This window comes from Porphyromonas sp. KLE 1280 (assembly GCF_000700805.1).
Lineage (GTDB): Bacteria > Bacteroidota > Bacteroidia > Bacteroidales > Porphyromonadaceae > Porphyromonas > Porphyromonas pasteri.
The window spans coordinates 722,302-747,932 of the sequence record NZ_KL362962.1; the positions used below are offsets into that span (position 1 = coordinate 722,302).

A 25,631-nucleotide genomic window follows, 5' to 3' on the forward strand; every position below is an offset into this window, starting at 1 on the left:
TAGTGGTTCGCGTATCGACCAATACTGGTCGCCCCACTGACCTATATTAGGGTTGTTGCTCCGCGTAGGGATAAAAGTTGTGGACGAGTAGCAGATAAGTTTGGGCTACGTACGTGGCTCTAATATCTACGTACGTGGATATTGGGATTTACGTGCCTGGTCTTTAAAACTACGTGCATAGATAGAAGAATACCACTACGGGAAGGTGCTTTTCCCTTCACGAGAAGGACACTTTTCCCTCCGCTCAATATGGATAGGACTGCCCTACCCTTCTTCGCTGAGGAGGGTAAGGACTTCGGTGAGGGTGTAGTGCTCGGCGGTAGCTTGGGGCTTTCGGTAGCGGCGAATCAAGCCTCGGAAGGGACGCCACAGCGAACTAAAGTCCCGCACACTGCACGTGCTGACTTCGCCCTCCTCGCTTACCAGCGTGCAGCGATTGCTCCCAGAGAGCGGGCTACCAGCCACACGTGTCACAAAGTGCTGGATCCCACGCTCGTCCGTGAGGAGCGCAGCATCACACAGCGTCCAGAGCTCGATGTACGCACCCAGTGTCGCCGCGGGGAAGGCGCCCAGATATGCCAAGCCATTCGGCTCGGCTATGGGAGTGAGGAACATTCGGCTATCCGAAAGGATGCGCTCACGATACCGCCACAAGAGGGAGAGGCTTTGGCGAAAGAGCTCAGTAGCCTCGGTGCGTGCCTCGGGCGTCAGCGGTGCGGGGAGAGATGTAGCGGGATAGAGACGCAGCAGGGTGCCATCCATCCGACGCAGCTGCCCCTCGGGGTGCTCAGTCGAATAGATAGTGCGGGAGCTGGATGTGAGCTCCTCTGTCGAAGTAGATGTAGCTTGGGTAGTCATACCTTTTATTTTTAGATGAGACGATACGTCCTCTCGTGTCAGGCAGGGAGTCTGCCTCTCGCACCTTGCCCCGTATGCGGATAGGTTGCGGACGGCTCGTAGCCGTTCTCTGGACACTTCTTAGAAAGACACTTCCCATCCTGGGAAGCACCACGAAGGTAGGCTTTTTTCTAATAACTACAGTGCCTTACTACAGGCCTACAATAAAGTAGCCAATCGCTCTCTCAGCATATCGACCGTCACCATATCTGTCGTAGAGATACGATAGGGAGGGAGATCATACTTGGAGAGAAGGCGGTCTTTAAGTGCATCTCGGGCCTGCTGCGTAGTACTTCCCTTATGGAAGCTCCAGCCATCGACCTCAATGACGAGTAGCGGACGCTTCGTCAGCGAATTATAGATGAGGAAGTCCACGTGCGAGAGAGGACTCTTGACAAAAGCTCGCTCCTCAGCATCCAGTAGCGACACATCAGCGATGAGTCTCTCAAGGGGATAGTGACAGAGCACGGAAAGCTCGCTACGCTCCACCCCATTGAGAGCCTTGAGTAGCGTATCATAGAAGAGCGTCTCAGATAGTTGGCCAGAGACCTGATGCTTGGACTGATAAGCCAAGCGCTCCGTAGTGTACTGCGTGTATAGCAGGTCAAAGACCGAGCGCAGCTTGCTCTCCTTCACCTCGAAGTTGTTGTACTGAATGTAGCTGATGAGCTGAGATAGGATGCTCCCCTCAGGCAGATCATTCCCTGTCGCCACAATACAGAGGTGAGTCTTGGCACGAGAGATAGCTACGTTGAGGAGGTTCGGATCGTCAGAGAACTCCGTCGGACTATTGTCCACCATGCTCATGATGATCGTGTCGCACTCTCGCCCCTGATACTTGTGCACCGTACTTGCGATATCCATGCCCAGCATCTGGTTGATAGCCTGCGCCTGATCTTTATAGGGGGTGATGATACCGATACTCCCCTGATCCTGAAACTCTGGTAGCACTTCCTGCGTGATGACGTCTATCTCACGCTGGTTGAAGTGTCCTCGGGCATGATTCCCCTTCACAGTGCGTAGGACTTGAAGCACCTTCTCCTCACCCTTATCCGTCGTCATGGAGATTAGCTCACCGTCATAGAAGCGCTGATTGCAGAACTCAATGATCTTGGGGTGGCAACGATAGTGCTCACGTAGCAGCGTCACGGGGGCATCCTTGAAGGTCTCTAAGCAAGACTTCAGGAAGCTATGCGTCACAGCATCATATCGGTCATCGACCTGGTAGGTCTCTCTTATCGCTTTGAGAGCAAGGGTCTCCTCTCGGCTTACTACATTAGGTAGCTGCTTGTCATCCCCTACGATCACAGCATTCATAGCACACGATAGGGTCAATGCTCCCGTCTTAATATCGATCTGCGAAGCCTCGTCCATGATGACATAGTCAAAGACGTAGTCCGAGTTGATATTATCATTCGACTTATATGTGCTACTTAGCACGATGGGATATTCTTTGAGGAAGGCCTCAGTCCCCCGCTTGATATTCTTTGAGGTGAATAGGATTCGAGCTCCTCCACTACTATATCGCTTCGCTATCTCACTCTTTAAGAGCTGACTCGAAGAGTTTGTAAGCTCCTGAATCCCCTGTTTTAGATTGATAGACTGAAGATGCTCCGTGACAGCGACCAGTTCCTTTTCCAGCTTGGATTGATAAGCATAGTAGTAAGCATCTTCCAGGCAAGCGATGACCTCCGCAAACTCTCTCTTGAGGAACGAGAAGGCCTGCGGTCCTAAAGTGAATGTACTCTTGAGGCGAAACCAAAAGCTGGGCCGCTCCGACCGCTCTGCGAGCTGCTGAAAGCGCGTAAGTAAGGCCATCAGCCCAGCAGGAGACTTATCCTTCAGCCAGCTGACATCTTGCCCGATAGCCTCATTAAGGAGATCATTATACTGACGCTCCGTCTGCAAGGCATTGAGCTCGGCCCGTAGCTGCGCCTGCTTCGTCTGATCTTCAAAGCCCTGAGACACCTTCCGTAGAGCCTCCTTGGCCACCTTCTTGACCGCCGAAGCATCCTCGAGCGCCCATCCCTCCATATCGGGGTAATAGGGTTGCTGTTGTTGGATGAAGGCCTCCTTATTCTCAGAGTTCCCCAGCTGTGCCACGAGGAAGCCCAAGCCTTCACGCTGGAGCTTCTCGGCGATATTCTCTACGGCAGAATTATTATTTGAGACCACCAATATAGTCTTGTCTGCGAGGAGTAAGTTCGCGATGATATTGAGGATCGTCTGCGTCTTCCCCGTACCTGGAGGCCCCTGCACGATACTCACCTGATGGCACAGAGCTGCCTCCACCGCTGCCTTTTGGCTGGCATTGCAACCAAAGGGATAGTAGACCTGCCGTGGCATAGAGCGCGTAGCCAGCTTCCTCTTATCACCAAGGTACTGAGCAAGGGGCACGTTATCTCGCTTCACATCCACCAGACGGTAGGACTTCGCTAAGATATTTGTCCCGTCGCTGGCGCATAGTCCCGTCTCAGCTGCGAGCTTCTTCAGATAGTCCCACGTAGAGCCCCCCGTCAGGTCTATCGGCGTGCGGGTAATATAGACCTCCCGACCATCAAGGCACTCTACATAGCCATTCGTATGGGTCACTCGATAGAAATTGTACGTGGAATAGGCGAAGCACAGGAGCTCTGCAATGTCGGAGATACGCTTGTTCCGGACGTAGAGCCCCCTATGCACGATGTTGATAGGCTTGGGATCTTTCAGATAAAGGAGGCGAGCTTTATTGTACTGGAAGACCCGGGGAGAGGTCTTGAAGCGCACCAACCATCCTCCATGCTCACTGACATCCATGGACTCGACCTGCTCGGTGATAAACATTCGTTTGTCCCCCTGCCGCTCCAAGTCTATGATCATACACTGCCTTGCATCCATATCTCTGAGTAAAAATCAACCAATTACTATAAGTCCCTTGCAGCTGTCTTCCACTGCGAAGAAGCCCCTTATGAGGCATCTAAATTACCAAGAATAGTAGATAGTTCTGTGGGAGCCGAGGGCGGCGATGCGGGGCATTCGTGAGGGGCGGGAGGACGTATACCTTGTGCGGGAAAAACGTATACGTTTTCACCGCCAAACGTATACGTTTTGCTCGCGATATTTATACGTCTTGATGAGAAGGGGTATACGTTCGGCCCGTGCAACCGATGAAGCAGGCACTTTGAGCGAAGGGGAAGGCAGAGCGAAGGCACAAGCTTTGGGCGAAGGAAGTAGCGGCCTACCTGCAGGCAAGGGATACAGCAAGCCCCCAGCAGGCGCCACGAGGACGGCTGCTGGGGGCTTTGCTTTAGCGGGAGTGACCCAAGAGCGGGAGCGGCAGGGCGCTACATACGCGAGCGAAGATCCTGGGCGCTCTTGCGCTCATCCTTACCCTCGATGGAGGCACCGAAGGAATAGGTCAAGCCCAGCGTGCAGTAGGGGCTATTCGACTCGTTCTTGACGCGCAGCTGGTAGTCGGGGGTATTGATATTGATGTAGAGCTCGGTCCAGATGAGGCTGTAGGCATCGGCAGCGATACGGAGCTTCCCATCGAGGAGCGTATAGGATAGGCCTGCATTAGCCGTGAATTTATGCGAGTATCTCATACCTCCGTCATCGTAGCGTGGGCTCGCGTAGTAGATGGAGCAGGTACCTTGGAGCGTCTTACTGCGGTTGAAGAAGAAGGTATTATTCATGCTGAAGCTATAGTTTAGACCAGAGCCTCCATAGGGAGAGGACACATTGGTATCAAGCTTCGTCTCATTATACCAAAGGCGCTGGGAGATGTAGGTCTGGAAGAAGCTGACTTTATTGAAGAAGTAGCTATTCTCCAGTCCAATGATCCAGGTCTTCTCGGCATTCTCATGCGTGTAGCTCGCGCGGTTCGTCGCAGGATCCAGGCGTATCACCTGCGTAATCCCGTCCCATAGGTAGCCCCCATTGAGCTCGAAGTTCAGCGCACCGAGGAAGGTATATCCGAGGGCAAGCCGTGCGCGCTTCGCAGCACGTAGGTCTTCCTTCCCTCGCATGATGGTGTACTGATTCTCGTAGTTAGCGAAGGGAGAGAGCTGACTGAAATGCGGACGGTTGAGACGGATGGTACTGCTGAGGCTGAAGGCATGGCGATCATTGGGATTGTAGCCTAAGAAGAGCGTGGGGAAGAGGTTGAGATAGCTCCTCAAGTTCTCCAGACGACGGCCGTTATTCTCCCCTGCCGTATGGGTGTACTCCATACGAAGCCCCGTGCGAAGACTCCAGGTCTCAGAGAGGGGATGCTTGAAGTCCGCATAGAGCGCATAGACCTGCTCATCGAAGCGGATCTTATCATGGTGCTCACCCATCGTGCTCGCTGCATCATAGTCACTACTATTGCTGGTGCGCGTCCAAGCTCCCTTTGCTCCGAAGCTCAGCCTCCCCTTACCGAGGGGCTCGACATAGTCCAGGCTGGCGATATAGGAGTCGATATGCTGATCGGTCAGCGCATTGAAGTGGAAGTCAGAGCCTGCGATAGGAGCACCCTGAGGGGTCAGGCCCGAGGAGGTAAAGCTACGATCCTCCCGATTGCGGTAGCCGACATAGTCCACATCCCACGATAGGCGACGCTTGGGCACCCCCTTGAAGGTCTTCTCCATGTGGGCATTCGCCGAGATGTACCTCCCATGATCGGTGTTCACCGCAAGCCCTGGGAGGGAGCGAAGGAGCTGGTACGAGTCATCGGGAGCGATGCTATAGTCGCGAGAGTCATTCTCACGATGCGCACTATCCTGCTGTGGCGTATAGGAGGCGCTGAAGCCGAGTGTGAGCTCTGGAGTGAAGGCGTAGTCCAGCGCTCCACGTACGTTGAAGTACTTATCCCGCCCCGTGTAGTAGGTATCACTGACGTAGTAGGTCTTCTGCTGAGGATAGGTGCGGTAGGTACGCAGGTCACCATCAAACAGCCCCGTACCGGCACCGAGGTCAAGGGAGGCTGTGACCTTGCCCTGATTATAGTTGAAGCTCGTACTGAGATCATAGCGAGGCCGCGACCTTTTGATCCCGAAGGATGGTGTGACACTTCCTCCGAAGAAGTCATTCTTAGCTTTCTTCAAGACGAGGTTCAAGACGCCCGCATCTCCTTCGGCTTCGTACTTAGCAGGTGGTGTGGTCAAGATCTGAATCTCCTGAAGGTCGGACTGTGGATAGGAGCGCAGGAGACTAAGGAGAGCGGTACCTGAGAGGCGTACGCGCTTATCGTTGACGAGGACGATGACTCCCCCCTTACCGATGAGACTAATGCCACTATTCGTGACATTCACCCCAGGTGTCTGCCGTAGGACATCCAGAGCCGAGCTGGCAGCGGGAGCGATCTGCGTAGCGTCGAAGACCATGCGGTCAGCCTTACGCAACATGATCGGGCGGCGCCCCGTGACTTGGACGGCGGAGAGCTGCTTCGTCTCCTCGGCGAGGAGGAGTTCGCCGAGATCAAGCGTACCAGCGATGGTGAGCGTCTGATGATAGGGTCGGTAGCCCAGCGCACGCACCTCGAGGAGGAAGGTGCCCTCGGGAGCCTCCAAGCGGAAAGCCCCATGCTCGTCACTGGTAGTCCCCACGACGAGGCTACTATCAGCGGGATGGCGCAGGAGGACGTTAGCAAAGTCCACGGGCATGCGGTCGGTCGTCTTCTTTAGGGAGCCCTGTACAGCGACGGTCGTCTGCGCGAGAAGGCTACCAGAAGATAGCGCAAAGGCGACTAAGAGCAAGTGAATGTGTTTCATTTCAAGGAGTGCGGTGCTAATGGAAGTGGTCCCTAAAGGTAGCAACTTTATAGAAAAAAAAATCAGCACCATAAACGCTTGTGAAACACCGCTATTATACGTCCTCTCCCCGCCTCCTGCAGTAGGCGAGCGGGCGACAGCGGAGCTGCGATAGACTACAGCAAGCCCCCAGCAGGCGCCACGAGGACGGCTGCTGGGGGCTTTGCTTTAGCGGGAGTGACCCAAGAGCGGGAGGCGGCGGGGCACTACATGCGGGAGCGGAGCTCTTGGGCACTCTTGCGCTCGGACTTGCCTTGGATAGGAGCACCGAAGGAGTAGGTCACGCCAAGGTTGAGGGTGAGTATATTATTCTCGTTGTCTGCGTGCATCTGGGAGTCAGGTGTCGTGATGTCCATACGGAGATTATTGCGGAGGAGATTGTACGCATCAAGAGCAAGGCGAAGCTTCCCTTGGAGGAGCGTGTAGGATAGGCCCGCTCCGCCGGAGATGATGTGTCCCATATGGAAGCCTCCATCGTAGCCAGGTGTCCGATAGTAGAAGGAACAGGTCCCTTGGAAGGTCTTACTGCGATTGAAGAAGAAGGTATTGTTGAGACTGACATGATAGCTCAAGCCTGCTCCTCCGTAGAGTGATGTGGACTCAGGGCCGATCTTCATATCGGAGTACCAGAGACGCTGGGAGATGTAGGTCTGGAAGAAGCTGACCTTATTGAAGAAGAAGCTATTCTCCAGGCCGAAGGTCCAGGTCTTCTCGGCATTGTCATGCATATAGCTCCCTTGGTTCGTCACGGGATCGAGGCGCACGACCTGCGTGATACCATCCCAGAGATAGCCGCCGTCGAGCTGGAAGTTCAGCGCCCCAAGGAAGGTGTAGCCGAGAGCAAGCTGGGCACGCTTGGCAGCACGCAGATCTTCTTTCCCTCGCATGACGCTGTACTGGTTCTCATAGCTAGCGAACGGCGAGAGTTGGCCGAAGTGGGGGCGATTGAGGCGGACAGTACCATTGAGGCTGAAGGCATGGCGGTCGTTGGGGTTGAATCCCAAGAAGAGCGTGGGGAAGACATTGAGGTAGCTCTTGAGGTGCTCCAGACGACGGCCGTTGTTTTCGCCTGCCGTGTGGGTGTACTCCATACGAAGACCCGTGCGGAGATTCCACTTGTCGGAGAGCGGATGCTTGAAGTCAGCATAGAGCGCATAGACATGTTCGTCGAAGGTGATCTTGTCGTGGCGCTCACCCATGGAGCTCTTGGCATCGTAGTCGCTTCGGTTGGTGGTGTGGGTCCACGTCCCCTTAGCCCCAAAGCTCAGCGTCCCCTTACCAAGAGGCTCGGTATAGTCTAGGCTCGTGATGTAGGAGTCCGTGTGCTGATCGGTCAGAGCATCGAAGTGGAAGTCCGACCCAGGGATGGGAGTACCATTAGGCATCAAGCCTCGGGAAGTAAAGTTGCGCCCCTCCTGACTCCGGTAGCCTACATAGTCGGCATCCCACGAGAGACGACGCTGGGGAGTGGACTTGAAGGTCTTCTCAAGGTGAACATTCGCCGTAGTATAGCGACTCTTGTCCGTCTCGTCGGCGACACCGGGAAGCAAGCGTAGGAGTTCATAAGCCTTACTGGAGAGGATGCGATAGTCTCGGCTATCATTCTCTCGTCGAGTATCATCCTTCTGTGGGCTGTAGGATATACTCGCCCCCATGGAGAGCTCAGGAGTGAAGGCATAGTCTAGCCCCGCACGGAGGTTGAAGTAAGGCCCCTGCCCCGAGTAGGCGGTCTCACTCGAATGGAAAGTGCCCTGCTTGGGATAGGTGCGGTAGGTACCTAGAGAGCCATCATAGCCTGCCGAGCCTCCTCCGAGCTGGAGAGAAGCGGTGACCTTGTCCTTCTTGTAGTTGAGGTTGGTATTGAGGCTATACAGGACCTTATCGTTACGAAGTGCGAAGCGAGAAGCGATACTTCCTCCTAAGAAATCATTCTTGGCCTTCTTGAGGATGATATTCAGCACACCAGCATTCCCCTCAGCTTCGTACTTAGCAGGCGGGGTGGTGAGTATCTGGATCTCCTGAAGGTCGGACTGTGGGTAGGAGCGTAGGAGCCCGATGAGCGCAGCCCCCGAGAGACGGACACGCTTGTCGTTGATGAGGACGATCACCCCGCCCTTACCGATTAGGCTGACACCATCGTCGGAGACATTCACCCCAGGGGTCTGGCGAAGGACATCCAGAGCCGAGCTGGCAGCAGGAGCGATCTGTGTAGCGTCGAAGACCATGCGGTCACTCTTGCGGAGCATGATGGGGCGACGGCCTGTGACTTGGACAGCGGAGAGCTCTTTGGTCTCTTCGGTGAGGAGGAGTTCGCCTAGGTCAAGAGTACCCGTGACCGTCAGGGTTTTATGGAAGGGCTTGTAGCCTAGTGCATGGATCTCTAGGAGGAAGGTCCCTTGAGGAGCCTCGAGGCGGAAGCCCCCATGTTCGTCACTCGTCGTCCCTACGACGAGAGTACTATCGGCGGGCTTTCTCAGGAGGACATTAGCAAAGTCCACAGGGGTACGGTCGGCGGTCTTCTTCAAGGTGCCCTGTATTGGGAAGGTCGTCTGCGCCAGAAGGCTACCTGAAGAGAGCGCAAGGACGACACAGAGCATGCGAGCGTGTTTCATAACAGCAAGAGTGCAACAGTAAAGTGATACACAAAGGTAGCAACTTTATAATAGAAGAAAAAAATCAGCACCATAAACGCCTATGAAACAACGCTATTATATAGTCCTCTCCCCACCTCCCGCAGTAGACGAATGAGCGACAGCGGAGCTACCTGAGCGAGGGAGATCCCATGGTGAGATCGTATAGGATAGCCCAGCTCCCCGATATACCTCTCCGAAGTGATACGCAAGCCCTTCGCCTTATCACGAGTATTCCTCTTATCCAGCGGAGGGAAAAGTCTCCTTCTCGTGAAAGAAAAAGCGCCATCACGCAGTGGTTTTTCTCTATCTATGTACGTAGTCTTAAAGACCAGGTACATCAATCTAAATATCCACGTACGTAGATATTAGAGCCACGTACATAGTCCAAACTTATCTACCACTCGTCCGCAACTTTTATCCCTACGTGGAGCAATAACTTAATAGAGGTCACTTCATAAAGCCATATAGCTTTCTTCACCATCCTATATAACTCTACCCACGTACTCATATAGGTCAGCCCGCCGACCAATATAGGTTCACACCACCCCTCCTACAAGGAGCATATCCCCCCATACGCTCCTCCCCCGAGAAATCACAGTGAAGACGAGGCGCTTACGAAGGGAGAAGGCCCCCGCCTGCTCTGTGGGGAAGGCCTAACCCAAGAGAGCATGCAGACTTTTAGTATCTTTGTCCTATCTGATCAGATTCGATGCAAGCTATAGGCCAGCTACACCATATATATAAGACCCTGGGTATGACCTACCGCCTCCTCCTCGTGGCGGTGGTGTATCTGTGTACCTATATGACGGGCGTCGCTGAGACGCCTCAGCCCCAGCATGACAAGACCTTCGGCCTCCCCCTCACTCTCTCACAGAGCGCTCAGATTAGCTATCTGGCAGCCCAGCCCAGCGCCGAAGACTCCTACACCCTCTACGGCCATGCAGGCCTACGCGTATGGGATGCAGAGCAGGGGATCGATGTGACCTTCAACTACGGTATCTTCAACTTTACCGACGACTTCTCCCTGCGCTTCACTCAGGGCAAGACCGACTACATCGTCCTGCCCATAGCGACCAGTGACTACATGAGCGAGTATCAGAGCCGTGGTGTCATCCGTGAGCTGGTACTCAATACCGACAGCGCGCAGCGTGCCCATCTCTGGCAACTCCTCATCGAGAACGCACAGCCCGAGAACCGCACGTACCGATACAATGCCTTCCGCAACAACTGCAGTACGCGCCCGCTGGATCTCTACTTCGCGACCTTGACGGACTTCGGCAAGCTCGACGAGCGCGGGAGTCAGCTGACCTTCGTGCTGGACAGCGTACCTGGCATCACGCCACTCCCCGACAAGACTTGGCGCGAGGCGATCAACGAGCTGGAGGCCTCCTCTCCCTGGCTGGTACTGGGGACAGATCTCGCGATGGGCCCCGAGCTGGATGAGAAGATGAGCATCCGCGACCGCTTCTTCATCCCCATGGAGGCCGCACGCCTGCTCCCTCACCTCGCTATGGGCATCGTCACCCCTGACCAAGAGATCTGGGGACGCCCCATCCAGCAGACGCTGGAGTATGGCGAGCCCCGCCCTATCGCACCCGCAGGCCTCAGCGTGACCCATCCCCTCGTCATCTTCTCCCTCATCCTCCTGCTCTCTATCGGGATCTTCATCTGGCGCTGGCTCAGAAAGCCCGTCGCTGGAGTCATCGAATTCAGCCTCTATCTCTCAGCAGGCCTCGGGGGGACGCTCCTCTGCTACCTCAGCTTCATCTCTGAGCACCCGATGGTATCGCCGAACTTCAATCTCCTCGCGCTGCATCCGCTCTACCTCATCATAGCACTCCTGATGCCCGCTGGACAGCGTACACGCCGTGTGCGCACCGTCCTGCATGCCGTCTGCCTCGTGCTACTCATCGCCTTCCCCATCGCAAGCCTCATCGCAGGACAGGTGATCAACCCGAGCGTCTATCTGATCGCTCTCAGCCTCGGCCTCCTTTCGTTGGGGCGTCTCCTTCACAAGCCTATATCTCATAAGTATGTCCAAGAGCCCACTGGAGCAGCGTAGCATGCGCTACCTACTGACCTCACTGCTGGCCCTTGTGGCACTCCAGCAGCCGCTACAGGCGGGGGACCTCCCTCGTGTGGTCGTCTATATCACCATCGAGGATCTCCGTGGTGACTACCTCGAGCAGCTACGCCCACTCTTCACCCAGGACGGCTTAGGCCGAATGCTCTCCGAGGGGAAGATCTACCCGCATGTCCGCTTCCCTCTGGCAGAGCTGGACCGCGCCTCGGCCACAGCTACCCTGCATACGGGGGCCTATCCTCAGACGCACGGCATCGAGCGCACGACGCTCTGGAGCAAGAAGGAGCATGCCTGGCGCTCGGTCTTCCATGACCCCAGCGTCACGGGAAGCTATACCCGCGACACCTATTCGCCCAAGGCACTCTTAGTCAATACCCTTGGCGACCGCATCAAGGAGGCCTCCTCGGGAGCAGGCTTGGTCTATGCCATCGCCTCGGACGCAGAGACCGCTATCGCCTCGGGCGGGTGGTTTGCCAACGGAGCCTTCTGGCTCGACAGCAAGATCGCCTCTTGGGCCAGCTCGAGCTACTACGAGGCGATGCCCAAGAGCCTCGAGGCCTACAACCGCTCCGCCGAAGGACCTAATAAGCGCCTCGTCGGTGGGCAGATGGCATGGAGTCCGCTCCGTAGCTATAGCTCACCCTCTCGCACCTGGTCTGACTGGGGTGGTCGCTTCACGCACCGCTATCAGGGACATCAGGCAGCGGACTTCAAGCGCAGCGCTCTGGCCAACGAAGAGGTCACGAGCCTTGCACTACGTCTACTCGACCAAGGGGGCTATGCCGAGAGTAAGTCGCCTGGTATGCTGGCTCTCTCCTACAGCCTTGACGTCGCACCACGCGAAGCTCAGGGTGAGCTGACCAGCGAAGAGGTCGACGCCTACGTACGACTTGACAAGAATATCCAAGCCCTCCTGCAGGAGCTCCGTCGTAAGTTCGGCGAAGGCAACTACCTGCTCGCCCTCTCGGGTACGGGCTATACCCACTATCGCCGTCCACGCCTTCGTGGTGCTGAGGCCCGCTACGGGCAGTTCAGCGCGAAGAAGGGTGCTGCGCTGCTCAACCTCTATCTCTCTGCCCTCTACGGTCAGGGGAGCTGGGTAGAGCGCCTCGCCGATGGACGCGTGTACCTCAATAGGAAGCTCGCTGAGACGAAGCGTATCGCACTCTCCGAGCTCCAGGATAAGACGGCCGCCTTCCTCGAGGAGATGGAGGGCATCGGCATGGCTGTCGCTGGCGAGCGTCTGGTCACCCAGTCCTCTCTGAGCGATGCCGCCCGAGCACTTCGCCGCTCGATCCACGTCCGCCATATGGCCGACGTCTACTGGACCCTCACGCCCGGATGGGAGGTCGAGGATCCTGCAGACAGCCCCAACCTATGGCTTCACTCCACAGCCATCAGCAGTCCCTGCATCCTCCTCGGAGCAGGCATCACGGCACGAGACTTCGACTACCCTATCGTCGAAGCCCCTGACGTAGCCAAGGCCATCGCCTACGTCCTCCGCATCCGCCCGCCGAACGCAGCTCGATAGCGCACCCCGAGTATAGGGTCTCCGATACCACATCGCCCTATACATTATTATATATGTAGGGAGTACCCTTCCCCGCTACCACAGCCCTAAGGAAGCCCTCCCCTCTCCATCATACAAGAAGAAATAAAACAAGATATATGGGATTCATAGACCTATTGTCGAAGCTATTCGGCAACAAATCACAGCGTGACCTCAAGGAGATCACGCCTTGGGTAGAGCGCGTCAAGGCCGTCTACCCCGAGATCGATGCACTGTCTGACGACGACCTGCGTGCCCGCACCGCCTCGCTCCGTCAGCGTATCAACGACTACGTAGCCAGCGAGCGTGCTGAGGTAGAAGCCCTCAAGGCCAGCGTCGAAGGCAAGGAGCTCGATGAGCGTGAAGCTATCTGGGCCAAGGTAGACAAGCTCGAGAAGGAGATCCTCGACAAGCTCGAGATCGTCCTCGACGAAGTCCACCCCGAGGCCTTCGCCATCGTCAAGAGCACGGGTCGTCGCTTCGCAGAGAACGCCGAGATCCGCGTCAAGGCTACGGACTTCGACCGCGACCTCAGCGTCAGCCACGACTTCGTCCGCATCGAGGATGATATGGCTATCTATCAGAACCACTGGCTCGCTGGTGGCAATGAGATCACCTGGGACATGGTGCACTACGACGTGCAGCTCTTCGGGGGTACCGTCCTGCACAAGGGTAAGATCGCCGAGATGGCTACGGGTGAAGGTAAGACCCTCGTCGCTACACTCCCCGTCTTCCTCAACGCCCTCACAGGTAATGGTGTCCACGTCGTCACGGTGAATGACTACCTCTCCAAGCGTGACTCGGAGTGGATGGGCCCACTATACATGTTCCACGGCCTCAGCGTAGACTGTATCGACAAGCACCGCCCCAATACCTCCGAGCGTCGTGCGGCATACAACGCTGACATCACCTTCGGGACGAACAATGAGTTCGGCTTCGACTACCTGCGCGACAACATGGCTACCAGTCCCGAAGACCTCGTGCAGCGCCGCCACAACTACGCTATCGTCGACGAAGTAGACTCCGTCCTCATCGACGATGCCCGTACGCCTCTCATCATCTCAGGTCCTGTGCCCAAGGGGGACGATCAGCTCTTCGAGCAGTTCCTCCCCAACGTAGAGACCGTCGTCGATGCGCAGCGCAAGCTCTGCCAGCAGCTCCTCATCGACGCGAAGAAGAAGATCTCTTCGTCAGACAAGAAGGAGCAGGAAGAAGGCTTCTTCCTCCTCTTCCGTACCTACAAGGGTATGCCTAAGAGCAAGCCCCTCATCAAGTACCTCAGCGAACCTGGTATCAAGGCCGGCATGCTCAAGGTCGAGGAAGAGTACATGGCCGACAACATGCGTCAGATGCACCTCGTCACCGACGAGCTCTACTTCGTCATCGACGAGAAGCACAATAGCATCGAGCTCTCCGACAAGGGTATCGACCTCCTGACGCGCGGTACGGATGACCCCACCTTCTTCATCCTCCCCGACATCGCCAGCCTCCTGGCTGACCTGTCGAACCAAGGTCTCACCACCGAGGAGCTCGCCGAGCGCAAGGAAGCCCTCCTTTCTGACTATGCGATCAAGAGCGAGCGCGTACACACCGTGAACCAGCTCCTCAAGGCCTATGCCCTCTTCGAGAAGGATGACCAGTATGTCGTCATGGACAACAAGGTCATGATCGTCGACGAGCAGACGGGTCGTATCATGGACGGCCGCCGCTATTCCGACGGCCTGCACCAGGCTATCGAAGCTAAGGAGCGCGTCCACGTCGAGGCTGCTACCCAGACCTTCGCCACCATCACGCTGCAGAACTACTTCCGTATGTACCACAAGCTCTCTGGTATGACGGGTACAGCAGAGACCGAGGCAGGCGAACTCTGGGATATCTACAAGCTCGACGTCGTCGTCATCCCCACGAACCGCCCCATCGCTCGTCAGGACCTCAACGACCGCATCTACAAGACGGCTCGTGAGAAGTATGCAGCAGTCATCGAGGAGATCGTCCGCCTCGTAGGCGAAGGCCGCCCCGTACTCGTCGGGACGACCTCAGTGGAGATCTCGCAGCTCCTAAGCAAGATGCTTGACCTGCGCAAGATCCCCCACAACGTCCTCAACGCTAAGCTCCACCAGAAGGAAGCTGAGATCGTAGCTCAGGCAGGTAAGCCTGGCGTCGTCACCATCGCCACCAACATGGCTGGTCGTGGTACCGACATCAAGCTAACGCCCGAGGTCAAGGCTGCCGGTGGTCTCGCGATCCTCGGTACTGAGCGTCACGAGTCTCGCCGTGTCGACCGCCAGCTCCGTGGTCGTGCGGGTCGTCAGGGTGACCCAGGTTCATCCGTCTTCTTCGTATCGCTCGAAGACCACCTGATGCGCCTCTTCGCCTCAGACCGCCTTGCCGCTATGATGGACAAGATGGGCTTCGAGGAAGGTGAAGTACTCGAGCACAGCATGCTCAACAAGGCTGTCGAGCGCGCCCAAAAGAAGGTCGAGGAAAACAACTTCGGTATCCGTAAGCGCCTCCTCGAGTACGATGACGTGATGAACTCCCAGCGTGAGGTCATCTACAAGCGCCGTCGCCACGCCCTCATGGGTGAGCGTATCGAGATGGACGTCATGAACACGCTCTACGATGCAGGACGCCTGCTCATCGACACGCACCAGCCTGCCGAAGACTTCGAGGGCTTCACGATGGACATCATGCGTACCTTCGCTATGGAGTCGCCCTTCGACGAGCAGACCTTCCGCCGCACCAAGGCTGATGACCTCGCCGACCAGCTCTACGAAGCTGTAGAATCGACCTTCATGGCTCGCGCTAAGCAGATCGCCGACATCGCTTATCCTACGCTTCATCAGGTCTTCACTGAGCAGGGTCACGTCTACGAGCGCATCATGATCCCTCTGACCGACGGACGTATGGCCTACAACGTCAGCTGCAACCTCCGCGAAGCTGATGAGAGTGAAGGTCGCACGATCATGCGTGAGTTCGAGAAGGCTATCGTCCTGCATATCATCGACGAAGCTTGGAAGGAACACCTGCGCGAGATGGATGAGCTGCGTAACTCTGTGCAGAACGCCAGCTACGAAAACAAGGATCCTCTCCTCGTCTACAAGCTCGAGTCCTACGAGCTTTTCCGTGCGATGATCGAAGACATGAACCGCAAGACGGCCTCCGTCCTCATGCGTGTCCGCCTCAACATCGCTCCTCCCGAGGAAGAAGCTCCCCGTCAGGTAGAGATCCGCGAAGCTGCCCCTGAGGTACAGCGCCCTGCGCCCCAGTACCACGAGCAGCGTCACGAAGTTGGCAGCCCCGAGGACCGCGAAGAGCAGCGCCGTACGCCTGCTCAGGCAGCCCACACGATCGGCCGCAACGACCCCTGCCCCTGCGGTAGCGGTAAGAAGTTCAAGCACTGCCACGGCAAGGGCTTCTAAGCACTAAGATCCCTACACCTTTCTATATAAGCTCACCCCCAACTCCCGACCAGGAGCTGGGGGTGAGCTTCTTTTTTGAGGTACTCCCCACTCATCTCAAGAGCCCATTGCGCAAGGCCATCTAGTCACAGCTTGCGCAATGGTCCCATATATTGGTAAATGAGTGCGTAGGTGGAGCCATATAGGATGGCGAAGAAAGCTATATAGCTTTGTGAAGTGACCTCTATTAGGTTGTTGCTCCGCGTAGGGATGAAAAGTTGTGGACGAGTGGTAGATAAATTTGGGCTACGTACGTGGATCTAATATCTACGTACGAGGATATTTGGATTTAGGTACCTGGTCCTTAAGACTACATACGTAGATGCGGAAAAACCACTACGTGAAGGCACTTTTTCTTCACGAGAAGGACACTTTTCCCTCCGCTGGATAAGAGGAATACGCGCGATAACGTGAAGGGCTTGTGTAGCACTTCGAAGAGGCCTATCGGTGAGCTGGGCGTGCGATGCCTTAGCACTCTAAATAGAGGGTAGGACTCGCGCAACAGTCTCCTCTAAGGGCTATACGTACCCTATAAGCAAGGCATTTTGATAGTGTACCACGAAAAAACGTATCTTTGGAATGCTTTGTACACACAAAAAGGACAATTAGAATGAAGAACTTCGATATAGCCATCATCGGTGGCGGTCCTGCTGGCTACAATGCCGCAGCGAATGCTTCAGCCAACGGCCTTCAAGTAGTACTCTTTGAACACACAGCCCTCGGAGGCGTCTGCCTCAATGAAGGGTGCATACCAACGAAGACCCTACTCCACTCGGCCAACCTTCTCGACGAAATGCGCGAAAGCGCTGCTTATGGTATCCATGTAGAGGGAGCTATCTCAGCCAACTATGCAGAGATCGTTGCCCGCAAGGATAAGATCGTCAAGACCCTTACCGGAGGTGTCTCCTACAAGCTCAAGGGTGCTGGTGTCACGGTCGTCTCCAAGACTGCTCGCCTCACGGGCGAAGAGGGAGACCGTATCTTAGTCGCTACGGACGACGAGACCTATGCCGTGAGCTACGTCCTCCTTGCTACTGGTAGTGAGACTGCCATCCCCCCCATCCCAGGCCTTAGCGAAGTCGGCTACTGGACGAGCCGCGAGGCCCTCAATGCTACGACACTCCCCAAAGACATCACGATCATCGGTGGTGGTGTCATCGGTATGGAGTTCGCTGGTATCTATACCTCCCTCGGTGTACCCGTACGTGTCATCGAGATGGCTCCCGAAATCCTCGGTGCTATGGACAGCGAGACCTCGGGCATGCTTCGCAAGGAGTACGCACGACGTGGTATTCAGTTCTACCTCGAGACGAAGGTCACAGCAGTATCTGCTGAGGGCGTAAGCATCGAGACGAAGGATGGGAAGACCGAAGTCCTCCCCACCTCGCAGATCCTTCTGAGCGTCGGCCGTCGTCCCGTGACGGATGGCTTAGGCCTTGAGACACTCTCTATCCAGATGAACCGCGCAGCCGTAGTAGTGAACGAGTACATGCAGACCTCCCACCCCCGCGTCTATGCCGCTGGTGATATCACAGGCTTCTCCATGCTCGCTCATACCGCTATCCGTGAGGGTGAGGTCGCTATCAACCATATCGTAGGTGGTAGTGATGACCGCATGCGCTACGACTCCGTGCCTGCTGTCGTCTACATGCACCCCGAGATCGCAGGTGTCGGGGCTACCGAAGAGAAGCTCCGTGCCGAAGGCCGCTACTACCGCGTGCTCAAGCTCCCCATGGCCTATGCAGGACGCTACGTCGTAGAGAACGAGCAAGCCCCTGGGCTGTGTAAGGTCCTTGTCGACGAGAATGACACCATCCTCGGCTGCCACATCTTAGGGAATCCCGCATCGGAGCTCATCCTCCTGGCTGGTATTGCCGTCACCGACCGCTCCAGCATCGAGGACTTCCGACGCCACATCTTCCCCCACCCCACGGCAGGGGAGATTCTCCACGAGGTCCTCTTCTCCTAAGAGCTACCTACCCACTCCACAGATTAATAGACACATCATATAAGCTAAATCTCATGGCGACATTCGATATCAAGATGCCCAAGATGGGCGAGAGCGTAACCGAGTGTACGATCACCGTCCTCAACGTGAAGGTAGGGGACTACATCGAGGAGGACACAGACCTCTTCGAGATCACTTCTGCCAAGACGGCCGCTACGATCCCCTCCCCCGTAGCTGGTACGATCGTCAAGATCAACTATGGCGAAGGCGACACCGTAGCTGTCGGTGAGCCCGTCATCATCGTCGATACCTCGGGTCAGGCAGTAGCTCCTGCCACCCCAGCACCCGCAGCAGAGAAGGAAGCACCTGCTCCTGCTGCTGCCCCCACCCCATCCATTCCCGTCACCGAAGTTCATCGTGGCACGGTAGAGCGCTGGTACTCACCAGTCGTCCTCGAGCGTGCTAAGGCCGCTAAGGTAAGTCAGGAAGAGCTGGACAAGATCCAGGGTACGGGCTTTGGTGGTCGCGTCAGCAAGGCCGACATCGTCCGCTACATCGAGCAGAAGAAGGGTGCACCCGCTCCTACTCCACGTGCAGAGCGTACCGCTGCTCCTGCTCCCGCATCCTCTGCTCGTCCTCAGGTCGCAGCTCCCGCTGTGCCCGTAGGTCCCGAAGACCGCGTGATCCCCATGGATCCTATCCGCCGTATCATCGCTGACCGCATGGTACAGTCGGTACAGGTAGCTCCTCACGTGACGAGCTTCCTCAAGGCCGATATCACGGATCTGGTGAAGTGGCGCGAAGCAGAGAAGGACAGTTTCAAGAAGCGCGAAGGCTACTCACTGACGTACATGTCTCCCGTCATCGAAGCAGTAGCCCGTGCGCTGAAGGACTTCCCCCGCATCAATGCAGCTGTCGATGGGTACAACATCATCGAGCGTAAGCACGTCAACGTCGGTATGGCCGTAGCCCTGCCTGATGGTAACCTCGTTGTGCCCGTCATCCGTGATGCCGACAAGCTGAGCCTGGCAGGTATCGCTGAGCAGGTAGCTCGCCTTGCAGACAAGAGCCGCAAGGGCCAGCTCACGCCAGACGAAATGTCCGGTGGCACGTTCACGATCTCGAACTACGGCTCTTCGGGCACGCTCTTCGGTACGCCGATCATCAACCAGCCAGAGTCCGCTATCCTCGGTATCGGGGCTATCGAAAAGGAACCCACGATCCTCGAGACACCTGCTGGTGACGTCATCGCCGTCCGCCATAAGATCTATCTCTCCTTCTCCTATGACCACCGTATCATCGATGGTATGCTCGGCGGCGCCTTCCTGCAGGCTGTAGCACGCTACCTCGAAGAATGGAAGACTAACAACGCATAACCATGAGCTCAGTAAAGAAGATATATGGGATCAAGACCACCGACAAGGAGACCCTTCGTCGCTGGTACTACCTCCTCTACCTCGGCCGCTGCCTTGATGAAAAGGCGCCCAGCTACCTGCTACAGTCTATCGGGTGGCAGTTCCACGCCTCCAACGCTGGCCACGATGGTATCCAGCTCGCTATCGGACAGATCTTCCAGCGAGGCAAGGACCATCTCTTCCTCTACTACCGTGACCTACTGGCAGCCCTATCAGCTGGTATGACGGTCGAGGAGATGATCCTCAATGGTATCTCCAAGGCTACCGACCCCACGAGTGGTGGCCGACACATGTCTGACCACTACGCTAAGGTCGAATGGGGTATCCACAACATCTCCTCCTGCGTCGCTGCACATGACTCTCAGGCTGTAGGTCTGGCACGTGCTCTCGACTACTATGGCGTAGACGGTGTGGCTATCGCTTCGCACGGGGAATCCTCCGCTTCCGAAGGCTACGTCTTCGAAGCCATCAACGGTGCAGCACGTGAGCGCCTCCCAGTCATCTTCGTCCTCCAGGGCAATGGCTATGGCATCTCCGTGCCTACGCACGAGCAGACGGCTAACCCACGCGTCGGGCAGAACTACGCTGGTATCCGCCATCTCAAGGTCCTCTTCTGTAATGGTAAGGACGTCTTTGACTCCATGAACACCATGGAGGCTGCACGTGAGTACGCAGTCAAGCACCGCACGCCTGTCGTCGTCACGGCAGACTGCGTACGTATCGGCGCACACTCCAACTCGGATAAGCACACGCTCTACCGCAGCGAAGAAGAGCTGCAGCGCGCTCAGGCAGCAGACCCGCTACCGAAGTTCCGCCGTATGCTCCTGCGCTACCATCGCTTCACCGAAGAAGAGCTACAGGCTATCGAAGCAGAAGCACGCGAAGAGCTGAAGGTCGCTAACCGCAATGCTCTCAAGGCACCAGATCCCACGGCTGATACGGTCATGGAGTACGTCATCGGCGAAGCTTACCCTGGCGACAAGTACGGCACGGGTATCCCCGATGGTTCGGGCGAGAAGCTCACACTGGTACAAGCTCTCAACAAGACCCTCAAGCAGGAGTTCCGTCACAATCCCGACACCTTCCTCTGGGGTCAGGACGTCGCTAACAAGGATAAGGGTGGCGTCTTCAACGTGACGAAGGGCATGCTTCAGGAGTTCGGCAATAAGCGTATCTTCAACGCTCCTATCGCCGAAGACTACATCGTAGGTACGGCGAACGGTATGAGCCGCTTCAGCGACAAGATCCGTATCGTCATCGAAGGGGCTGAGTTCTCCGACTACTTCTGGCCTGCTATGGAGCAGTTCGTGAACTCCACACACGACTTCTGGCGCAGTAACGGGCAGTACTCTCCCAATATCACCATCCGCCTCTCTACGGGTGGCTATATCCAAGGTGGTCTGTACCACTCGCAGAGTGTCGAAGGTGTCCTGACGACCTTCCCTGGTGCTCGCGTAGTTTATCCCTGCTTCTCGGACGACGCTGCTGGACTTCTCCGTACGGCGATGCGCTCACGTGGTGTCACAGTCTTCCTCGAGCCCAAGGCACAGTACAATAGTGCTGAGTCTGCCTCCGTCATCCCCGAAGACTTCGAAGTACCCTTCGGCAAGGCACGTATCCGCCGCGAAGGGACGGACGCTACGCTCATCACCTACGGGAATACGCTCCACTTCGCTCTCAATGTCGCTGAGCGCATCCAGAAAGACCTCGGCAAGAGTATTGAAGTCATCGACCTTCGCTCGCTCGTGCCCTGGGACGAAGAGACCGTCTATGCCTCTATCCGCAAGACGTCCAAGGCGCTCATCGTACACGAAGACCGCGTCTTCGGTGGCTTCGGTGCAGAGCTCGCGGCTTCGATCGCCAAGAAGGCCTTCCGTGATCTGGATGCCCCCATCTTCCGTGTCGGGGCACTCTCCACGCCCGTAGGCTTCCACAAGTGCTTTGAGCTGACGACCCTGCCCAGCGAAGACAAGATCTACGCCGCAGCTAAGGAGCTCATCGAATACTAACCCCAAAAGCAACGACAATATGAAGACTATAGGACTGCTCTACAGCAAGAGCACAGCCTACACCGCCGAGCTGGGAGAGCGTATCGCTGCAGCCTGGGGGAAAGGGATCGAATATGTAGACATCGACACGGCGCATCTGGCTGACGTCGAGAAGCACGCAGCTCTCATCCTCGGTACGCCTACCTACTTCAACGGCGAGCTACCTTCGGCTTGGGACGAATTCCTTCCCGAGATCGAGGACGCTGACTTCTCCGGCAAGCCCGTAGCTATCTACGGCCCCGGCAATCAGGTAGAGACCCCCGTCAGCTTTGCTGATGGCGTGGGTATCCTCGCCAGGTACTTCGAAGAGCTGGGTGCTGAAGTCGTCGGCCGCACGTCGCGCGAAGGCTACGAATACGAGCATTCACTCGCCGAGTGCGGTGATCAGTTCGTCGGCCTCATCGTCGATCCCACGAATCAGCCTGAGCTTACCGACGCCCGCCTCTCCGCTTGGATCAAGCAGGTCAAGAAGGAATTTGGCGTAAAGTAAGGCGCACGTAGAGGCCACGCCTCTATTTGCTATCCATCGCAAGTCCGCCCCCTCAGCGCGCCCACGACAGTGGTGCAGCGTCTGAGGGGGCGGACTTTTCTATTCGGTCCTATTGAGTTCTGCGAGCAAAGGAGCTTATTTCACGGCGAAAAGTAGCCGTGCCGAGGGAGCAAAAGGAACGTGATCCATCCTCACACCATCGCTGCTGCACGGACGGAACTACTGAAGGCGGCGAGAAAAGGTACTTGCCTTCGCGCGCTTTCTTCCTTGAGTTCACAGCAGACAATACGGTTAACTTCAAAAAATCGACCGTATGAATGCGCACATTTATACGTATCAACCTGCGAATTTATACGTATTAATCTTCGGATTTATACGTATTAATCGATGAAATAATACGTATTAATTCCCGCATTAATACGTATAAATTGCCACGAAGCTACTTAAGAATCGTCGGCATCTTCCTTATAAATGTGCACGAAGTTCAGGAAGAAACTTCGCCCACTCAAGCTGGTTTCCGCGGTTAGTTGAGGTGTTTCGGTTAAGATATCACCGCAGTCAAGGCACCTTCCACCCCTTGGGAGGCGCTGCGCGAGATCATCGTCCATGCCCATGTGCTGTGACTTTCGATGAAGAGCCGTTAGCATCCTCCGCTCGGAAGGCCTTTCTGCAAGGCATCTCTCACGGTGCATGGGGGCTTTTTAGTACCTTTGGGGCGAGATATGTTTGTTTGGTTCGTAATTAATTAGATCATACGTGGAAGCCAAAGTCCCCTCCTCTACCTCGCACTACCTCCGCTCTTCGGTCCCAGTGATCGGGGTCGTCATCTTCTTCCTATTCCTTGCGTTAGCTTACTTCGCGCCCGCTGTCTTTGAGGGTCGTGAGCTCTTCCAGCAAGACGTCGCTGGTGCCAGCGGCAATGCTTCGGATGTCTACAAGCACATGGAGGCTACGGGGGAAGGCTTCTCCTACTGGACCAACAGCCTCTTCGGGGGGATGCCGATGTATCAGATCGCACCCTCTTACCCCTCGGTAGGCGTCATCCGCACGATACAGGATGTCCTCACGCTGCAGTGGCCCTTCACGCTCCTACCAGGATATAGCTGGCTGCTCTTCGCCATGCTCGGTGGCTTCTATCTCTTCATGCGTGCCCTGCGTATGGAGCGCCTACCATCGGTGCTCGGGGCGATCATGTGGACCTTCTCCAGCTACTTCATCATCCTCATCACGGCAGGACATATATGGAAGCTGATGACCCTCTGCTTCATCCCGCCGACGATCGCAGGGATCATACATACCTATCGAGGACGCTACCTCCTCGGTGGTGCCATGACGGCTCTCTTCGCGGCGCTTCAGATCCTATCGAACCACGTGCAGATGAGCTATTACTTCGCCTTCCTCATTGTCTTCCTCCTCATCGGCTACTTCGTCGAAGCCCTGCGAGGAAAGGCTCTGCGTAGCTTCATCATCGCCACCTGCGTCACCCTCTTTGCTGGTGCTATCGCTATCGGCATCAACGGCTCGAATCTCTATCACACCTATGAATATGGGCAGGAGACGATCCGTGGTGGTAGCGAACTCACACCCGAAGCTACCGAAGGCAACCAACAGCAAGTACAGGCTACTGCTAAGGGCCTCGACAAGGAATACATCACCGCCTGGAGCTACGGCAAGGGCGAGACCTTCACGCTCCTTATCCCCAACCTCTATGGTGGAGCATCGGGTGCGCTCAGCGAAGGCTCAGCAAATATGGAGGATGTACCTGCCGAATTCCAGCAGATCATCGGAGGTATGAACCACTACTGGGGTGATCAGCCCTTCACGGCTGGTCCCGTCTATGTCGGTGCCTTCGTCTTCTTCCTCTTCCTCCTCGGTATCTTCATCGTACGTGGTCCGCTGAAGTGGGCACTCCTTGCTGGTACGGCACTCTCTATTGCGCTGGCGTGGGGTCACAATATGATGTGGCTCACCGACCTCTTCATCGACTACATGCCACTGTACAATAAGTTCCGTACGGTGTCATCGATCCTCGTCGTCGCTGAATTCACCATCCCCGCACTCGCCGTGCTGGCACTGGTCGAATTCGCACGCCACCCGAAGGAAGTCCTTCAGGACAAGCTCGCCGTATATGTGAGCCTTGCTCTGACGCTACTTCCCTGCCTCGTGCTGTGGCTCGTACCTCAGACCTTCCTTGGGCTGATGAGTGACGCTGAGCATGAGATGTTCCGTCAGGCGATGGGCAATAGCCAGCTCCCCGTCTCCTCGATCATGAGCAGTCTGAAGGAAGTCCGTGCCGGTATCGTCTCTGCCGACGCCCTCCGCTCTGGGCTCATCATCATCCTCTCCCTCTTCCCCTGCGTACTCTATGCCCAGGGGAAGATCAAGAAGTCCCTCCTCTTCGCCTCTATCGGCGTCATCACCCTCTGTGACCTCTGGCTCGTCGATAAGCGCTATCTGAATGATGATCTCTTCATCCCCAAGGAAAGCGTCGAAGCACAGGCTCGTCCTGTGACCGCCGTCGACAAGGCTATCGCCGAGGATAAGGATCCTCACTACCGTGTGATGAACCTCGCGGTCAATAGCTTCAACGATGCTACGACCAGCGCCAATCACCGCAGCGTAGGTGGCTACCACGCTGCTAAGCTCCGCCGCTATCAGGACCTCATCGAGCGTCAGCTCGCCAAGCAGAACATGGAGGTCTACAACATGCTCGACACGCGCTACTTCATCTTCGCTGACCAAGAGCATGGCCTGCAGTATCAGAAGAACCCTGAGGCCTTCGGCCCCGCATGGTTCGTCAATGATATCCGCTGGGCCACGACAGCTGACGAAGAGATGTCCGCACTGGATGATACGCCCCTGCGCACTACGGCTGTCGTCGACAAGCGCTTCGAGGGCGAACTCTCAAGCTACAAGGCTGCTCCTGCCACTGCTACTACAGATAGCCTCGCCACGGATAGCCTACAGCCCGCACCCGCTATCGGTCAGGTCGAGCTCCTCTCCTACGCTCCCAGCCAGGCAAAGTACCGCGTCACGACCGATGTACCTCGCCTCCTCGTCTTCTCTGAGATCTACTATCCTCACGGGTGGCACCTCACGCTGGACGGCAAGAGCGAGCTCCCTCTGGTACGTGCTAACTATACGCTTCGTGCCGCCTATATCCCTGCAGGGACACACGAGCTGACGATGACCTTCGATCCCGCTTCGATCCATCACACCGAGCTGGTCGCTAAGATCTGCACCGCACTGCTCGCCCTGCTCCTCCTCGCCTCCCTCGTCCAGGCCTTCCTCAAGCGCAAGGACAAGAAGGCCACGACTCCGCAACATTAACCCTTC

The 25,631-nt window shown here is 56.3% G+C and carries 12 protein-coding genes; 8 read left to right on the forward strand and 4 right to left on the reverse strand.

Annotation, left to right across the window (positions count from 1 at the left end; genetic code table 11):
- Window positions 1-264: 264 nt before the first annotated feature.
- From HMPREF1121_RS02805 to HMPREF1121_RS02820, 4 genes are all read right to left on the reverse strand, one after another.
- A complete protein-coding gene (locus tag HMPREF1121_RS02805; RefSeq protein WP_052353564.1) occupies window positions 265-858 on the reverse strand; it encodes a hypothetical protein in 594 nt (197 codons plus the stop codon).
- Window positions 859-1,056: 198 nt separating this feature from the next.
- Window positions 1,057-3,774 (reverse strand): AAA domain-containing protein, encoded by a 2,718-nt coding sequence (locus HMPREF1121_RS02810; protein WP_044114540.1) that lies wholly within the window; start codon window positions 3,772-3,774, stop codon window positions 1,057-1,059.
- Window positions 3,775-4,220: 446 nt separating this feature from the next.
- A complete protein-coding gene (locus HMPREF1121_RS02815; protein WP_232223724.1) occupies window positions 4,221-6,629 on the reverse strand; it encodes a TonB-dependent receptor in 2,409 nt (802 codons plus the stop codon).
- A gap of 245 nt (window positions 6,630-6,874) precedes the next feature.
- Window positions 6,875-9,280: a TonB-dependent receptor gene (locus HMPREF1121_RS02820; protein ID WP_044114542.1), complete on the reverse strand. Its 2,406-nt coding sequence runs from the start codon at window positions 9,278-9,280 to the stop codon at window positions 6,875-6,877.
- Between the two features lie 775 nt (window positions 9,281-10,055).
- On the opposite strand from HMPREF1121_RS02820, the gene HMPREF1121_RS02830 reads away from it, so the two are divergent.
- From HMPREF1121_RS02830 to HMPREF1121_RS02870, 8 genes are all read left to right on the forward strand, one after another.
- Window positions 10,056-11,363 carry a lipoprotein N-acyltransferase Lnb domain-containing protein gene (locus HMPREF1121_RS02830; RefSeq protein ID WP_044114544.1) on the forward strand — a complete coding sequence of 436 codons (1,308 nt, stop codon included), beginning with the start codon at window positions 10,056-10,058 and terminating at the stop codon, window positions 11,361-11,363.
- Window positions 11,335-12,915, forward strand: coding sequence for an alkaline phosphatase family protein (locus tag HMPREF1121_RS02835; protein WP_044114545.1), 1,581 nt, complete (start codon window positions 11,335-11,337; stop codon window positions 12,913-12,915). The genes HMPREF1121_RS02830 and HMPREF1121_RS02835 overlap by 29 nt, the downstream gene beginning before the upstream one ends.
- 137 nt (window positions 12,916-13,052) lie before the next feature.
- Window positions 13,053-16,355: a preprotein translocase subunit SecA gene (gene secA, locus HMPREF1121_RS02840; protein WP_044114546.1), complete on the forward strand. Its 3,303-nt coding sequence runs from the start codon at window positions 13,053-13,055 to the stop codon at window positions 16,353-16,355.
- Window positions 16,356-17,004: 649 nt separating this feature from the next.
- Window positions 17,005-18,363: a dihydrolipoyl dehydrogenase gene (gene lpdA, locus HMPREF1121_RS02845; protein WP_044114547.1), complete on the forward strand. Its 1,359-nt coding sequence runs from the start codon at window positions 17,005-17,007 to the stop codon at window positions 18,361-18,363.
- Between the two features lie 53 nt (window positions 18,364-18,416).
- A complete protein-coding gene (locus tag HMPREF1121_RS02850; RefSeq protein ID WP_044114548.1) occupies window positions 18,417-19,718 on the forward strand; it encodes a dihydrolipoamide acetyltransferase family protein in 1,302 nt (433 codons plus the stop codon).
- Between the two features lie 2 nt (window positions 19,719-19,720).
- Window positions 19,721-21,766 carry an alpha-ketoacid dehydrogenase subunit alpha/beta gene (locus HMPREF1121_RS02855; protein WP_044114549.1) on the forward strand — a complete coding sequence of 682 codons (2,046 nt, stop codon included), beginning with the start codon at window positions 19,721-19,723 and terminating at the stop codon, window positions 21,764-21,766.
- Window positions 21,767-21,785: 19 nt separating this feature from the next.
- Window positions 21,786-22,295: a flavodoxin gene (locus HMPREF1121_RS02860; protein WP_044114550.1), complete on the forward strand. Its 510-nt coding sequence runs from the start codon at window positions 21,786-21,788 to the stop codon at window positions 22,293-22,295.
- A 756-nt stretch (window positions 22,296-23,051) separates the two neighbouring features.
- Window positions 23,052-25,625, forward strand: coding sequence for a glycosyltransferase family protein (locus tag HMPREF1121_RS02870; RefSeq protein ID WP_044114552.1), 2,574 nt, complete (start codon window positions 23,052-23,054; stop codon window positions 25,623-25,625).
- Window positions 25,626-25,631 lie beyond the last annotated feature (6 nt).